Here is a 15597-nt window from a genome sequence, read left to right as displayed (position 1 = left end):
GCTCCGCGAGGTGTCCATGACCGGCTCGTCGTCCCCGTTGTCGCCCAGCCAGGTGCCGGTCGGGGTGGACCCGAACCGCCCGAGCATCGCGCGGATCTACGACGGGTTCCTCGGCGGGAGCCACCACTACGAGGTGGACCGCGCGGTGATGGAGAAGATCAGCACGGCGGTCCCCGAGGCGGTGCACATCGCCCGCGGCAACCGCGGCTTCCACAACCGCGTGCTGCGGATGCTGGCGAGCCAGACCGACATCCGGCAGTTCCTCGACTGCGGTTCCGGCCTCCCGACGGCCGAGAACACCCACCAGATCGTGCAGCGCTATCACCGCGACGCGCACGTGGTGTACGTCGACAACGACCCGGTGGTGCTCGCGCACGGCCGCGCGCTGCTGGAGGACAACGACTTCACGCACATGGTCGAGGCCGACATCTTCGAGCCGCAGGCGGTGCTGCAGCACGAAACGGTGCGCGAGTACCTCGACTTCTCGGAGCCGGTCGCGCTGCTGCACATCGGCACGATGCACCACTACGAGGGCGACGGCGCGGTCGAGGTGATGCGCGAGTACATCGACGCCCTCGCGCCCGGTTCGTACGTCGCGATGGCGCATTTCTACGACCCCGAGGTGCCGGAGCTGACCGCGGTCGCGAAGCGGATCGAGGAGATCCTGGTGTCCGGACCGCTCGGCGCCGGCCGGTTCCGCACCCGGACGGAGATCGAGGCGATGCTGCCCGGCCTGGAGCTTCTCCCGCCGAGCCGGACGGACGGCCCCGGCTTGTCGGTCGCGGACGAGTGGTGGCAGGACGGGCCTCGGCTGAAGCCGCTGAGCGACGCGGCCCGATGCGTGGCGGGTGTGGTGGGGCGGAAGGTCTAAGCCGTGGTCGGCTGGGGGATTTCCGCGACTGGCGCGGGCTGCCGACGGGCGATGAGATACCCGACGAACCCGAACCCGATCAGCACCGCCAGCGTCCCGGCCGTGAACAGTTCGAAGGTCAGCCGCGACACGCCCCACTTCGCCTCGAAGTCGTAAGGCACCCCGAGCATCCGGTCGAGCACCCCCGGCACCACGGTCTGCCACGCGCCGAGCAGGATCCACGCGTAGATCAGCACCGCGCTGACCCACAGCCCGACCCGTCCGCCCGGCACCCGGAACGGGCGTTCGACCGACGGGTATTTCCGCCGCAGCACCAGGATCGTCGGGAAGATCAGCAGGTACGACAGCAGCAACGTGCTCACCGCGATGTTCAGCACGACCGCGAACACCGCCGACGCCGAACTGCTCTGCACAATCGTCGCCACCACCGTGAACACAGTCGCCACCACGCCGGAAAGCAGGTTGACCCGCAACGGCGTGTTCAGCTTCGGGTGGAAAGCACCGAACCACCGCGGAAACGCCCCGTCGACGGCGGCCATCGCCTGAATGCGGTCCGAAGCGATCATCCACGAGCAGCCCTGGTTCAGCAGGACGAAGACGAACACGACCGCGGCGAGCGTCAGCATCGCGCCGGAAGCGCCGCCGTACACCGAGAACACCTGGCGCACCGCGTCGAGGAAGCCGCCGAGTCCGTTGATCTTGTCCGCCGGCATCACCAGCACGATGCCGAACACCGGCACCAGATAGCACAACGCCGACACCAAACCCGAAACTCCGACAGTGACCGGGATATCGCGACGTGGGTTGTGCATCTCCTCGGCCGCACCATTCGGCGCTTCAAAGCCCACCAGCGCGAACATCAAAACCGGGACCACAGCGAGGAATCCGCCGATAGTCGGCGAGAAGGCCAGCGAGCCCTGGACGCCGTGGCGGGCCGCATAGATCGCCGCGGTGACCGCGAAGAGCACCACGAGACCGACCTTCAGCAGCGCCCCGGCGGCGATGAACCACTTCCCGTACCGCAGGCTCACCACCGCGCCGAGGATCGCCAGCCAGATGAAAATCAGCTTGAACGCGTAGTCCGCGAACCCGCCCGGCGAGGCGGGAACCAGATACTGCTGCCAGGTCGCCGCGGCGAGGAAGGTGATCGATCCGCCCAGCCACACCGGGTTGGTGATCCAGTACAGCAGCGTGCCGAGCGCGGCGGGCAGCTTCCCGAACGCGAGCCGCAGCCAGACGAACGGGCCGCCCTCCGCGGGGAACGCGCTGCCCAGTTCGGCCATGACCAGCCCGTACGGGAACAGGAACAGCACCAGGAGCACGGCGGTCCAGGTGACCGCCTCCGCCCCCGAAGTCGCGATCTGGCCGATGGTGTCCACCGAGATGATGGCCGCGATCGCGAGGAAGATCGAGTCGATCCGGCGCAGATTCCGGCGCAGGTTTCCGGATTCGCTGTTGACGAAGGTGGGTTCGGACACGCTTCACCGCCTTTGGTGAATCGAGGGGGAGGAGTCAGGCTTCGGTGTTCTCCAGGTCTTCCTTGTGCAGCAGCGGAGTTCCGACGGTCTCGCGCATCGAGAACGCGGCGACGAGACCGACGGCCGCCGCGACCATCAGGTACGGCCCGGGCACCAGAGTGCTGCCGGTAGCGGAAATCAGGACAGTCATCAGGTACGGCACAGTGCCGGCGAACAGCGCCGCGGTGATGTTGTACGCGATCGAGAGCCCGCTTTGGCGGGTGCGCGTCGGGAAGATCTCCGCGGACCACACCGCGTAGGTGCCGAGAATCGCCGCCAGGATGGCGCCGAGCGCGAGCCCGCCGATCCAGGTTCCGACGAGCCCGGTGCGCATCAGCAGGTACGCGGGGGTGGCGAGCACGAACAGCGCGACGCCCGCGCCGATCAGGATGGGCCGACGGCCGACGCGGTCGGAAAGGCGGCCGAAGAAGGGCACGAGGAACAGTCCGACGAGCGAGATCACCGTGGACAGCGCCGCCGCGCTTCCGGACGAGTGGCCGAGGTAGTCGGTTTCGTAGGTGACCAGGTAGGTGAGCACGGCGTAGAACGGCACGTGCATCATGGTCATCAAGCCAGCGGCCTGCAGGAGCTGCTTCTTGTTGTGGCGGAACAGTTCCCGGACCGGGCTGCGCGGCACGTTGTCGGTCGCTTCGAGCGCGCGGTACTCCGGGGTGTCCTCGATCTTGCTGCGGATGACGAACCCGATGATGCCGAGCGGCGCGGCGATCAGGAACGGGACGCGCCAGCCCCACGACGCCAGCTGCGCGTCCGTCAGGCCGATCGAGAGCAGCAGGAACACGAACGAACCGGCCAGAAATCCCAGCAGCGAACCGACTTCCAGCCAGCTGACGCCGAATCCGCGGCGACGGCGCGGCGCGTACTCGGCCAGGAAGCTCGCCGCGCTGCCGAATTCGCCGCCTGCCGCGAGGCCCTGCAACAGGCGCAGCAGCACCAGCAGGATCGGGGCCGCGATGCCGATCGTGGAGTACCCGGGCAGCAGGCCGATCACCAGAGTCGCGCCGGACATCACGAAGATGACCACCGACAGCGTCCGCTTGCGGCCGATCTTGTCGCCCAGCGGCCCGAAGATCAGCGCGCCGATCGGCCGGATCCCGAACGACACCGCGAAGACGCCGAACACCGCGAGCAGCCCGGCGGTCGAGTTGCCCGCGGGGAAGAACACGGACGCGATGGTGCCGGCGAGGTAGGCGTAGGCGGCCCAGTCGAACCAGTGCACGAAGACGCCGACGGCGCCGGCCGCGACACTGCGGCGCAGCGTGGCGGGATCGGCGCTCTGGTCGGCCAGGTCTGGCGCCGGAGAGGCGTCGGATGCGGTCATGAGTGGCCTCCTTGGACCGGTTCTTCGGGAGGACGCTAAGAGCGGCCCACGGCATCTAACAAGAAGTAATAAGCAAAGCAATGCATCTGTTCGGCTTATGCAGAGGCGCTGAGCTGTGCCGATACGAGGGTCTGATGGCGGTGAAACCCAGCGTTTACGTGCGGGCGGGTCCGCCGGTGAGGGCTTTCGGGGTGGTCAGCGCGAGGACCTGGTCGTCGGTCAGCAGCCGCCGTTCCCGCACGAGTTCCAGCGCCGGACGCCCGGTTCGGTGTGCTTCCAAGGCGAGCGTGCACGCGGTTTCGTAGCCGAGTGCCGGGCTCAACGCGGTGACCAGCCCGGTCGAGGTAGCGACGAGGTCGGCCAGGTGTTCTCTTCGCGCGGTGATGCCGCGTACGCACTGTTCGGCGAGCACGCGGGCCCCGGCGGTGAGGTGGTCGAGGCCAGCCGTCAGCGCCCGCGCGATGATCGGTTCGAAGGCGTTGAGCTGCAGTTGCCCGCCTTCGGCGGCGAGCGTGATCGTGACGTCGTTGCCGATGACCTCGAAGGCGATCTGGTTGACTGCCTCCGGGATCACGGGGTTGACCTTGCCCGGCATGATCGACGACCCGGCCTGCCGCGCGGGCAGCGCGATCTCGCCGAACCCGGCCTGCGGCCCGGACGAGAGCAACCGGAGATCGTTGCAGATCTTGGACAATTTGACCGCCACGCGTTTCAGCACGCCGGACAGCTGCACGAACACGCCGACGTCCTGGGTCGCCTCGATGAGGTCGGGTGCGGAGACGAGTGTCGCGATCCCAGTCAGCTCGCGCAGGTGCGCGACGGCTCGTTCTCGGTACCCAGGACGCGCGTTGAGGCCGGTCCCGATCGCCGTGCCGCCAAGGTTCAGTTCGTGCAGCAGGAGCCGGGCTTCGGCGAGCCGCTGTTCGTCCTCGCCGAGCGTCGCGGCGAACGCGCCGAACTCCTGGCCGAGCGTCATCGGGACGGCGTCCTGCAGCTGGGTGCGGCCCATCTTGAGGACGTCGCCGAACTCGATCGCCTTGTCCGCGAACGCTTCCCGCAGGCCGGACAGCGCGGCGAGGAGTTCGGCGAGATGCCGGTCGAGCGCGAGTTTGACCGCGGTGGGGTAGACGTCGTTGGTGCTCTGGCCGAGGTTTACGTGGTCGAGCGGGTGCAGTTCCGCGTACTCGCCGCGGGCGTGGCCCAGCAGCTCCAGGGCGCGGTTGGCGATGACCTCGTTGGCGTTCATGTTCGTCGAGGTCCCGGCTCCGCCCTGGATGAGGTCGACGACGAATTGATCGTGCAGGCGGCCGTCCCGGATCTCCGCGCACGCCTGAACGATCGCCGCGGCCTGTTCCGGCGAGAGAGCACCGACCTCCGCGTTGGCGCGCGCGGCGGCTTCCTTGACGGCGGCCAGCGCGGTGACGAGATGCGGCCGGTCGGCGAGGGTTTCGCGCGTGATGGGGAAGTTGACCAGCGCACGGGCGGTGTGCGCGCCGTAATAGACGTCGTCGGGCACGCTGATCTCGCCGAGCATGTCGTGCTCGGAGCGGGTGCTGGACATCAGTGTCCTTCCCGGTTCAGGAGGGTTCAAAAAGTACGGTCTACGCCGGTCCACGCCAGCGCGATCGCGCCGTCGAGCAGGGCCCGTTCCGCGGTGCCGCCGACGCAGTGCGCGGCGAATTCGCGCTGATGGTTGATCGCGGGCAGCGACCCGATGCCGATGTAGGGATGAATCGCGGGCACGACCTGCGAGACGTTGCCCATGTCGGTCGACGCGCGGTTCATCCGCGACGCCGTGCCGTCCGGAGCGAACTCGCGGCCGAGTTCGAGCGCGTTCGCGCGATAGGCGGCCAAAGCGGCTTCGTCGGCGCGGAATTCGGCGTACGGCTTGCTTTCCGGCTCCACGCTCAGCTCACAGCCAGTGGCCAGCGCACCAGCCTCGAAGGCGCGCATTACACGCGGCTCCAATTCGGACAGTTCCGCCAGTGTCTCGGCGCGGACATACCACCGGCCGGACGCGTGCTCGGGAATCGCGTTGGGAGCGTCTCCGGCGTGCGTGACGATGCCGTGCACGCGCGCCGACGCCGGAAGTTGTTGCCGCAGAAGCCCGATCGCGACTTGGGCGACGGTGAAGGCGTCGGCCGCGTTGACCCCGGCCTCGGGGTAAGCGGCGGCGTGCGCGGACTTGCCGGTGTAGGAGATTTTCGAGTGGCTGACCGCGAACGGCCGCGCTTCGGCGACGTCCACCGGCGCGGGATGCACCATCATCGCGAGGTCCACGCCCGCGAAAGCGCCGCGTTCCAGCAGTTCGATCTTCCCGCCACCGCCTTCTTCGGCCGGAGTGCCGTAGACCTCGACGGTGATCCCGAGGTCGTCGGCGACCGTCGCGAGTCCTAGGGCGGCACCGATGGAACTGGCCGCGATGAGGTTGTGTCCGCAGGCGTGGCCGAGGCCAGGCAGCGCGTCGTACTCGGCGCACAGCGCGATCCGCCGGGGACCGGAGCCGAAGCTGGCGTGGAACGCGGTGTCCAAGCCGAGGTACTTCGATGAAACCGCGAACCCCGCCCGGTCGAGGAGTTCCGGGACGGCGGCCGCCGCCCGATGCTCTTCCCACGCGGTCTCCGGGTCGGCGTGCAGCCGCTCGGACAGCTGGATCAGCTCGTCGGCATGCCGTTCGACCGCGGCGCGGGCCGCCGCTTTGGGTGCGGCCATCACTCGTCTCCCGGCACGCCGTACGACGGTGCGGCGGCGGGGTTCAGGCCGCGGGTGACGTAGTCGTCGCGCTGGGGGAGCCAGACGTCGACGAGTTCGGCGAGTGCCTCGATCGGCTCGTCCGCCCAGTCCACGCGCAGATCGGTGACCGGCCACTCAGCAGCGGACACCACGACGAGCCCGGCCGACCGCACCGGACCTTCCTCTCCGCCCGCCGCGAGCCCGGCCCGCATCGCCGCGACGAGGCGCTGCTCCAGCTCGCCGGTCGCGCCGGTGAAAGCGTCCACCATGGACTGGGGAATGTGCGCACCGGCCAGCATATTGCCCGCCACGACCACGCCGTCCGCCGTCGCCGACGCGTGGGTGCCGAGGGTTTTCGAGCCGCTGTAAGCAAAACCGGGCCCGGTCTGGCCGAGCACAGTCAGCTGCCGGTACTCGATGTGGTCCGCCGAAGACGTGACCTCGGCCAGCGCCTTCTCCGGATCCCCGTGCTCGGCGAGCCGGTCCAGCAGCCGCCCGCCGAGGCGAGGGTCGGTGATGTTCTGCGAGGCCGCCGCGCCGAGACCCGGACGCAGATGCGCGACCCGGGCGACGACTGCCGGGCTGGACGAACTGGCCGCGATGCCGAACCGGACGGTGCCGCCGGAAGTGTCGCGGGCGACGATCGAAAAGGTCACTTCTCCTCCTCCGGGATGACCGCGATGGCGTCGATCTCGCACAGCCATTCCGGCCGGGCGAGCGCGGACACGACCACGCCGGTCGAGATCGGGTGCACGCCCTTGGTCCAGCGCCCGACGGTGCGGTAGACAGTTTCGCGGTAGCGCGGGTCGACCAGGTAGATCGTGAGCTTGACCAGGTGTTCCATCCGGCTGCCCGCTTCTTCGAGCAGCATCTCGATGTTCGCCATCGCCTGCTCGGCCTGCGCGCCGACGTCGCCGATCCCGACCGATTCGCTCGTGTCGAGGTCCTGCCCGATCTGGCCGCGGACGTAGACCGTGCCGTTGGCGACGACGGCCTGGCAGAGGTCGTTGTCGAGGTTCTGCTCCGGGTAGGTGTCCCGCGTGTTGAACGGGCGGATGCGACGGTGGACAGTCACTGCGTGGCCTTCCCTGCGGCGGTCGTCGGACGCCTCAGCCTGACCGCGCGGCCGAGGTTCTGTCCAGTAGATCTTTCCGGACCAATGCATCTGTTCTTCTGATGCACTCTGCATCTCTGAAACAGATCTTGAGTGCCGGAAACATCTGTTGGACACGAGCAGTGCGGGCCGTGAGGATCCGGAGAGACGGCGCTGAACCGCGCTGAAGCCGGAGCGGAGGTCTGGGATGTCGAGCGAACAGGTGGAGGCCCTCGTCGTGGGCGGGGGACAGGCCGGCCTGGCGATGAGCGAGCACCTGACCGAGTGCGGCGTGCCGCACGTCGTCCTGGAACGGAGCCGGATCGCCGAACGCTGGCGCTCGGAACGGTGGGACTCGCTCGTCGCGAACGGCCCCGCCTGGCACGACCGGTTTCCCAGCCTGGAGTTCCCCGACGTGGCCCCCGGCGAATTCGCGTCGAAGGACCAGGTCGCGGACTATTTCGAGGCATACGCGGAAAAGATCGCCGCGCCGGTCCGCACCGGGGTCGAGGTGACGTCCGTGCGGCGGCACGAGGGCAGGCCCGGATTCCGCGTCGAAACCTCGGACGGACCCATCGACGCCCGGTTCGTGATCGCCGCCACTGGTCCGTTCCAGCGCCCGGTAATCCCGCCGATCGTGCCCGCCGACGCCGGTCCCGTGCAGCTGCACTCCAGCGGCTACCGGAACCCCGAGCAGCTGCCCGAAGGCGCGGTCTTGGTGGTCGGCGCGGGCTCGTCGGGCGTGCAGATCGCCGAGGAGCTCCGCCGCGCCGGACGCGAGGTGTACCTGTCCGTCGGTCCGCACGACCGTCCGCCGCGCAGCTACCGCGACCGCGACTTTTGCTGGTGGCTCGGCGTTCTGGGCAAGTGGGACGCCGAAACGCCGCCCGCCGGAGCGGAACACGTGACCATCGCGGTCAGCGGCGCACGCGGCGGGCACACCGTGGACTTCCGCGCGCTGGCCGGGCTCGGCATCACGCTCGTCGGCATGACCGGCGCGTACGCCGACGGCAAGCTCGCCTTCGCGACGGACCTGGCGAAGAACATCGCGGCGGGCGACGAGAATTACCTTGCCCTGCTTGACGAAGCCGACGCCTACGCCGCGCGCAACGGGCTCGACCTGCCGGAGGAACCGTCCGCGCGCGAGCTGGGTCCGGACCCGGCGTGCGTCACCGATCCGGTGCTGGAACTGGATCTGGCCGCGGCCGGAGTGACGTCGATCGTGTGGGCGACCGGTTTCGCGGTCGACTACAGCTGGCTGCAGGTGGACGCCTTCGACGAGAACGGGCGGCCGAAGCACCGTCGCGGGGTGTCTGTGGAGCCGGGGGTGTATTTCCTCGGCCTGCCGTGGCTGGCGCGGCGGGGGTCGAGTTTCATCTGGGGGGTGTGGCACGACGCGAAGTTCGTGGCCGACCACGTGGCGATTCAGCGCGGGTACCAGAGCCACTGGGCGTGAACGGTCTGAGTGTTTGCGCGGGTTGGAGCGGACACCGGGCTGGCTGCCTGCAGTGCGGCTCCGCTCCCGCGAAAGTCCGTGAGGGGAACCCTGAGGGACTCTGATTCCGTCAGGGTTCCCCTCACGGACCTCGGCACCGCGGGCACCGCGCGCCGGGCCCGTCGACCGGGGCGAGAACCCCCGCGCACAACCCGAACCCGCAGAGCACCACGGACTCGTGAGTGTTTGTGCCAGTCAGCACCGGCACAAACACTCACGAGGAATACATCGCCCGGCACAACTCCCGAAACTCCTGCGCCCGCCGAGTAAGCCGCACCCCGCGCATAGCGGCCAGGACGATCTCCAACGACGGAACCTCATCCGTCAGCGCGAGCGGCACGACACTCGCTCCCGCGTAAGTCGTGTCAGCAGGCGGACGCTGGTTGAGCAACGCGAACCCGTGCCCGGAAGCCACCAGCGCCCGCACCGTCTCGTACCCGCTGGTCCGATGCCGGACCCGCGGCGACACCCCAGCGTCGCTGAGGATCGACTGCAGATACTCCCGGCTGTGCGGCAGATCGAGCAGCACCATCGGCTCCTCGGCCAGCTCCTGCAGCGACACCTTCCGGCTCTTCCGCCGAGCGAGCCGGTGGTCCTCCGAAACGAGCGCGTACGGTGCGGCGGTGCCGACCACCTCGCGGTCGATGTCGTCGTCGAGGTCGTACCCGTACAGGATCGCCAGCTCGGTTTCGCCAGCCCGCAAAGCGCTCTTGAGCGCCTTGTGCTCACCCTCGCGAAGGGACACGTGGACCCGCGGATGCCGGGCTTCGAACTCGGCCAGCAGGCTCGGCAGGCGGAACGGCGCGAGCGTGGTGAAGCAGCCGACGGTCAGCGTGCCGACCAGATCGGTGCCGGATTGCCGCGCGGTCTCGACCAGCTCCGCCCCGTGCGCCAGGAAATCCAGCACCCGTTTGTAGAACTCCTCGCCGGCGGTGGTCAGGCTGAGCCCGCGGGCGTGGTGGCGCAGCAGGAACTGCACGCCCATCTCCTTCTCCAGCTGCGCGATCGCCGTCGAAACAGCCGACTGCGACACCATCAGCTCCTTCGACGCGGCAGTCATGCTCAAGTGCCGCGCCGCCGCCTCGAAGTAGCGAAGCTGCACGAGGGTGAAGGAAGGCTCGCTCATGCCGACATCCTGCCTCAGTGGCAGCAATCCGGATGCTGAGGTTTCGGCGCGGGCGTGTCCAGCGCCGGGTTGGCGTCGAAGAATCCGCTGGGCTTCAGCGTGAATCCGGTGTGGTCGACGGGCATGATCGGCCAGTCCTCGGTGCGCGGGTAATGCGTCAGGCCGAAGGTGTGCCAGACGACCAGGTCGGTGCCGTCGAGGTCGCGGTCGGCCTGGATCCAGGTGTCGATGCCGGTCTTGCCGTCGTTCTGGTTGACGTACTCGCCCGCCGGGAAGCGCTCGTCCTCGGCGTACGCGGTGACCCACAGGTGCTTGCGGGTGAAGGCGGCGCGGCGGGCGATGGACGACGCGTCGTCGGCCAGCAACGGCGGCAGGCCCTCCGGATGCAGCGTGTAGGCGACGGGTTTGCCGAGCGCGTTGGGCGACTCGGGATTGCTGATTCGCCAGGTGCGGCCGAGGTTGCCGTCGGCGAGCCGGGCGGCCTCGGATTCCTTGGCCAGCCGCGTGATCTTGCGGGTGAAGGCGTTGCCGTACGGGTTGTCCGGGCCGATCGGGACCCGCTGCACGTCGATCTCGTCGACCGCGTTGGCGAGGCCGTCGACCATCATGTCCAGCCGCGCGGAGAACAGGTGCTGATGGAACGGCGCGCCGATGCCGGGGGCGATTTCGGTGGCCCACGGGTACTCCGGATCGTCAGCCGGGAAGGCCGAGGTGAAGACGATGCCGGTGGCCTTGCATTCCAGTTCGATGGTGCCGTCGAGGTAGAGGTACCAGTAGAAGCCGTAGTCGTAATTCCCGACGGTCACAAAGAACGAGATGACCAGCCGACGCTGCCTGCGGGTCGAAACACTCCCGTTGTAGTGGTCAGTGTGCTTCCACAGCACCCCGGCGTCTTCCTCGTGCATGCAGATCGCGTTCGTGATGGTGTGCGGCTGGCCGTCGTCGTCGTGCAGGACGGCATCGAAGTAGCGGATCTCGCCGAGGCAGTCGCAGCCCAGGGTCAGCGAGTTGGCTTCCTTGCCCAGCGAATACTCGCCCGCGTCGAAGTAGTTCTGCCAGAACCGGACGGGACTCGGATCGCCGTAAGGAACGACCATCTCCGCCACCGAAGCGCGGTAGACCACCGGACGCAGCCGTTCGCCGTCCTGGAAGCCGATCTGGTGCAGGGTAAGGCCTTCGACCGCGTTGAAGCCGATCCGGAACTGCCACTTCTCCCACGTGACGACATCGTCGTCGACGGTGAAGCTCGGGCCCTCGGGCTGGGTGATCACGATGGGTTTCTGGGTGTCTCGCGCCGGACCGTCGAGGTGGTAGTCGTAGGCAGTGCGCGGGATGTCGGCCGGGCCGTCGTCGATGAGGTCGTGCACGCGGCCGGCGATCAGGTCGACGTAGGCCACGACGCCGTCGATCGGGTGCGCCCACAGGTTGTCGTCCTTGTTCAGCTGCAGGAAAGCCAGGCAGCGCACGAGCCGGAGCCCGGTTTCGCCGGGGATGTCGAAGCATCCGGCGCTCAGCGCGGAGATCCGGACCGAACGCGGTTCTTCGATGCCGCGGCGGCGCATCGCCGCGTTCCACGCCTCGTCCTCCCAGAGGATCTTCTCGACCAGGTCGAACTCCTCGTGCAGGATCGGCGGCTGCCCCTCGGCCACGACGTCCACCGCCCGCTCGGCCACGATCTCGCCGCTGGTCAGCGACACGACCGCCTCGCGCACCGCGCCCGTCTCCCGGTCCAGGAGCAGCGAGCGGACGCGGCGGTCCACCGGGTCGCCCGGCCGCCAGGCGAGCACGGCCGCTTTCGCCGGTTCGAGCAGTGAGACGAGCGCGAACCGGGTGCTCTCGGTCGCGATCCCGGCCTCGGCCAGCAGCGCCCGGTTGCGGGCGACCTCGTCTTCGGTCAGGCGCGAGAGGGGGTGGGCCATGCGCGTCTCCTCATTCTTTGCGGTCTATCGCAAAGAATGCGTCCTGCCGGTCTGCCTGGCAAGGTCCTTACGGGGTGGGTTCTCCGGAACCCGCGCTGGGTTTTTCGATGCACGTCATCAATAATCCTGGACGTGGCACGACCCAAGGACCAGGAACGGCGGCGCGACGAGCTGGTGGCGGCGGCCGGGCGCGCGATCCGGACGCGCGGGCTGGCCGGTCTCCGCGTGCGCGACGTCGCCGAGGAGGCCGGGCTGTCGGCGGGCTCGGTCAGCTACTACTACCCGGACCTCGACGATCTGCTGTTCGAGCTGCACCGCGACGCGGTCGACCGGTTCTACTGGGCGCGAGCGCGCGCGGCGGAGGCGGAGGACGATCCGGCCCGGCGGCTCGTGCGGCTGGTCGACGCGGGGCTGCCCGCCGACGACGGGGATCAGCTGAGCCGCGTGCTGTACGAAATGCACGTCCACGCTGCGCGCAGTCCGGAGCATGCGGTGTTGATGACGGCGCTCTGGGATCGCGAGGTGTCGCTGTACTCGGCGGCGCTGGCGCACGGGCGGGACACAGGCGCGTTCCAGTTGCGCTCGCCCGCGGCGGACATCGCGGCGAACGCGGTGGCCTTGGAGGACGCGTACGGTCTGCACCTCGCCGGGCGCAACACCAGCTTGTCCGCGGACCGGGTGCGGGCGCTGGTGCTGGGGTACCTGGCCGCGGAAACCGGGCGGGACCTCGGTCAGTAGGCCGTCCAGACCGTCTTGAGGCCGGTGTACTTGTCGAACGAGTGCAGGGACAGGTCGCGGCCGAAGCCGGACTGCTTGAAGCCGCCGAACGGGGTCGCGGTGCTGAGCGCGTCCACGGTGTTCACTGAGACGGTCCCGGCGTGGATTCCGTCGGAGACACGGTGTGCGCGGGCGAGGTCGCGAGTCCAGACCGAGGCGGCGAGGCCGTACGGCGTGTCGTTCGCCAGCCGGATCGCGTCCGCTTCGGACTCGAAGGTCTGCGTTGTGAGCACCGGTCCGAACAGTTCCTCGGTGACGAGCGGATCGTCGGAGGCCAGGTCGGTGACGATGGCCGGGTCTAGGAACGCGCCTCGACGGGTGCCGCCCGCGACGACGGTTCCGCTGCTGGCTTCGACGGCGGCCAGCACCCGGGCTGCCGCGGCCTCGTCGATCATCGGACCCAATTTCGTGGCCGGGTCCAGCGGATCCCCGGGCGCCCACCCGGAGACTTTTTCGCGCAGCCGGGCGAGGAATGCGTCCGCGACCGACGCTTGGACGAGCAGCCGGGTGGTGGCCGAGCAGACCTGCCCGGAGTTCGCGCAGAATCCGAACGCGACCAGGTCCGCCGCGGCATCGAGGTCCGCGTCGGCGAACACCGCGACCGGGCTCTTGCCGCCGCATTCGAGCCAGACCTGTTTGAGGTTCGACTCCCCGGCGTAGCGCAGGAACAGCCCGCCCACCGGCGTCGATCCGGTGAAGGCGAGGACGTCGACGTCCGGATGCCGTCCGAGCGCCTGTCCGGCGGTTTCGCCGAAGCCCGGCACGACGTTGAGCACCCCGTCCGGAATTCCGGCTTCCACAGCCAATTCCGCCAGCCGCAGCGCGGACAGCGGAGACTGTTCGGCGGGCTTGAGGACGACACTGTTGCCCGCGGCCAGCGCCGGGGCGAGTTTCCACCCGGCGATGTCGAGCGGGAAATTCCACGGCACGACCGCGCCCACCACTCCGAGCGGTACGCGCCGGATCGCGGCGAAGTTGCCTGGAGGGGTGGGTGCGACCTCGTCGTAGCGCTTGTCGAGAGCTTCGGCGTACCAGGCGAAACACTCGGCGGTCGCGGGCACGTCCTGGCCGAAGGTGTCGGAGATCGGCCGGCCGACGTCGAGGGTGTCGCAGAGCGCCAGTTCCCGGCCGTGCGCGCCGATGAGGTCGGCCAGCTTCAGCAGGCGCTTCTTGCGTTCGGTGGCGGCGAGCCGTGACCAGCGGCCGTCCTCGAACGCTCGGCGCGCGGCCGTGACCGCGGCGTCGATCTCGTCTTCGCCGCCCTCGTCCACCTGCGCGACTGGGTGCCCGGTGGCCGGATTGACGTCGGCGAAAGTCTTGCCGGACTTGGCCTTCAGCCAATCACCGTCCACAAAGGCCGCTGTGCGGGGCCGCAGCTGCGCGGCCTCGCGCACCCAGTCGCCGTGGTTCATTCCCGGAACCGCCTCTCGTCGCTTCCGTCCACTATCGCCAGCCGCCGTGGTCCGCGAAAGCAGAGCTTTTCGCTGCGCTGCATCTGGCGGATCGATGCAGGGTCACCGCACCAGGTTCCAGAGAGAAGCCCAGTGCTCGGCGGTCAGATCGCGGGGGAGTGCTTGCGGCGACAGCCGTTGCCGGGCAAGCCAGGTCCGTGCCCCGCGGGCGCTGACGCGGCCGGTGCGGGGCAGGATCCCGCCCAGCCCGCGGCCGCGTCCGGTGAAGACCTCGCGGACGAACTCCTGGTAATCGGCCTGCTCGGCGACCAGCGGCCGCGGACGGCGGGTGATCACGAGGATTCCGCCGTCCACGGCCGGGCGCGGCCGGAACGCGTGCGCGGGGACCCGCGCGGGCACCGCGAACTCGAACCACGGCCACCACGCGGCGGTCATCTGGGACGCGCCGCCGATTCCGGCGCGGCGGCGGGCGACTTCCCATTGCACCAGCAGCACCGCCAGTTCCCAGTGCTGCTGCCGGAACAACCGGCGCAGGGTCGCGGTGGTGAGGTGGAAAGGAAGGTTGCCGACGACGGTGTGCGGGACTGTGGGCAACCGGTGCCGGAGCAGGTCGCCGTGGACGACCTCGACGTTCTCCCCGGTCCGCTGCGCCAGGCGGCGGGCGCGGCGGGGATCGAGTTCGACCGCGGTCAGCGGGCGGCCGGTGCGGCTGAGCGGGACGGTCAGTGCGCCGTCGCCCGCGGCGAGTTCCACGAGGGGACCGTTCGTGCGGTTGGCGGCGGTGCAGACAGCGGCGATGACGGCGGGATCGGCCAGGAAGTTCTGGCCGAGCTCGTGCCGTCCGCCGAAAGGCTGGGCAGACATGGGGTGCGGACTCCGCGCATGAGGAAGCGACCCGGGCGCCAGGAAAGGCGGCCCGGACGGACAACGGGAGAGCGCGACGGAGCGGTGAGCTTCCGGCGCTCAGGCGTTGCGCAGGCGAGTCAATGCGTACGCGGCGAAGGTGGCACCCATAGGGCGGGAGCTTAGCCGACCGGCGAGTCCGGCCGCATCCGGGTTTTCCGGCAGCGTGCGGGCAGCGCTCTGAAAAACACGCCGCAGCCTTTCCTGATCCGGCGGCCGGGCAATTCTTCGCCCATTCCGCCGGACCGGATGGCGAACGGTCCTCTTGCGACGGAAGTACCCGGTGAAACCGGGTCGCAAACTGACACGAAACGGGGTCGCTCGGCTGAGGGGTGCGAAGCTTGCGCGGCCCTGTGACCAGCCGGAGAGTGGGGACCGGAGAAGGAAATCCGATTCGGGAAATGGAGTGGAT

12 protein-coding genes and 1 pseudogene are annotated in these 15597 nt (G+C 69.2%); 3 read left to right on the top strand and 10 right to left on the bottom strand.

Going from position 1 to position 15597, the window contains the following annotated elements:
• Window positions 1-16: 16 nt before the first annotated feature.
• Window positions 17-871: an SAM-dependent methyltransferase gene (locus ABD156_RS20525; protein WP_344275726.1), complete on the top strand. Its 855-nt coding sequence runs from the start codon at window positions 17-19 to the stop codon at window positions 869-871.
• Here the strand turns inward: ABD156_RS20525 and ABD156_RS20520 are convergent.
• The 6 genes from ABD156_RS20520 to ABD156_RS20495 form a co-directional block, all read right to left on the bottom strand.
• Window positions 868-2349, bottom strand: coding sequence for an APC family permease (locus ABD156_RS20520; protein WP_344275723.1), 1482 nt, complete (start codon window positions 2347-2349; stop codon window positions 868-870). The genes ABD156_RS20525 and ABD156_RS20520 overlap by 4 nt on opposite strands.
• 34 nt (window positions 2350-2383) lie before the next feature.
• Window positions 2384-3727, bottom strand: coding sequence for an MFS transporter (locus ABD156_RS20515; RefSeq protein WP_344275720.1), 1344 nt, complete (start codon window positions 3725-3727; stop codon window positions 2384-2386).
• A gap of 154 nt (window positions 3728-3881) precedes the next feature.
• The gene (locus tag ABD156_RS20510) at window positions 3882-5288 is read right to left on the bottom strand and encodes an aspartate ammonia-lyase (protein WP_344275718.1); all 1407 of its coding nucleotides are present in this window, start codon (window positions 5286-5288) and stop codon (window positions 3882-3884) included.
• A 26-nt stretch (window positions 5289-5314) separates the two neighbouring features.
• On the bottom strand, window positions 5315-6439 hold the full coding sequence (locus ABD156_RS20505; RefSeq protein WP_344275715.1) for a M20 family metallopeptidase: 1125 nt from the start codon (window positions 6437-6439) through the stop codon (window positions 5315-5317).
• Entirely contained in the window at window positions 6439-7116 is a 678-nt protein-coding gene (locus ABD156_RS20500; protein ID WP_344275712.1) for a DUF1028 domain-containing protein, read from the bottom strand. Before ABD156_RS20500 ends, ABD156_RS20505 begins: the two co-directional genes overlap by 1 nt.
• A complete protein-coding gene (locus tag ABD156_RS20495; RefSeq protein ID WP_344275709.1) occupies window positions 7113-7535 on the bottom strand; it encodes a RidA family protein in 423 nt (140 codons plus the stop codon). Before ABD156_RS20495 ends, ABD156_RS20500 begins: the two co-directional genes overlap by 4 nt.
• Before the next feature lie 226 nt (window positions 7536-7761).
• Here ABD156_RS20495 and ABD156_RS20490 point away from each other — a divergent pair, with 226 nt between their 5' ends.
• Window positions 7762-9009, top strand: coding sequence for a flavin-containing monooxygenase (locus ABD156_RS20490; protein ID WP_344275706.1), 1248 nt, complete (start codon window positions 7762-7764; stop codon window positions 9007-9009).
• A 253-nt stretch (window positions 9010-9262) separates the two neighbouring features.
• Here the strand turns inward: ABD156_RS20490 and ABD156_RS20485 are convergent, their stop codons facing one another.
• Window positions 9263-10174 (bottom strand): LysR substrate-binding domain-containing protein, encoded by a 912-nt coding sequence (locus ABD156_RS20485; protein WP_344275703.1) that lies wholly within the window; start codon window positions 10172-10174, stop codon window positions 9263-9265.
• Between the two features lie 14 nt (window positions 10175-10188).
• Window positions 10189-12099 (bottom strand): annotated as a pseudogene (locus ABD156_RS20480) (primary-amine oxidase); the annotation flags it as partial.
• A 126-nt stretch (window positions 12100-12225) separates the two neighbouring features.
• Between ABD156_RS20480 and ABD156_RS20475 the strand changes: the two are divergent.
• Window positions 12226-12831: a TetR/AcrR family transcriptional regulator gene (locus ABD156_RS20475; protein WP_344275700.1), complete on the top strand. Its 606-nt coding sequence runs from the start codon at window positions 12226-12228 to the stop codon at window positions 12829-12831.
• Here ABD156_RS20475 and ABD156_RS20470 read toward each other — a convergent pair.
• Entirely contained in the window at window positions 12825-14282 is a 1458-nt protein-coding gene (locus ABD156_RS20470; RefSeq protein ID WP_344275697.1) for an aldehyde dehydrogenase family protein, read from the bottom strand. The two genes, ABD156_RS20475 and ABD156_RS20470, sit on opposite strands and share 7 nt — an antisense overlap.
• A 102-nt stretch (window positions 14283-14384) precedes the next feature.
• Window positions 14385-15146 carry a 23S ribosomal RNA methyltransferase Erm gene (gene erm, locus ABD156_RS20465; protein ID WP_344275694.1) on the bottom strand — a complete coding sequence of 254 codons (762 nt, stop codon included), beginning with the start codon at window positions 15144-15146 and terminating at the stop codon, window positions 14385-14387.
• Between the last annotated feature and the right edge of the window lie 451 nt (window positions 15147-15597).

The organism is Amycolatopsis albidoflavus (assembly GCF_039525725.1).
GTDB classification, from domain to species: Bacteria; Actinomycetota; Actinomycetes; order Mycobacteriales; family Pseudonocardiaceae; genus Amycolatopsis; species Amycolatopsis albidoflava.
The sequence above is the reverse complement of the archived record's forward strand: the minus strand, read 5'-3'. Positions and strand labels throughout refer to the sequence as shown.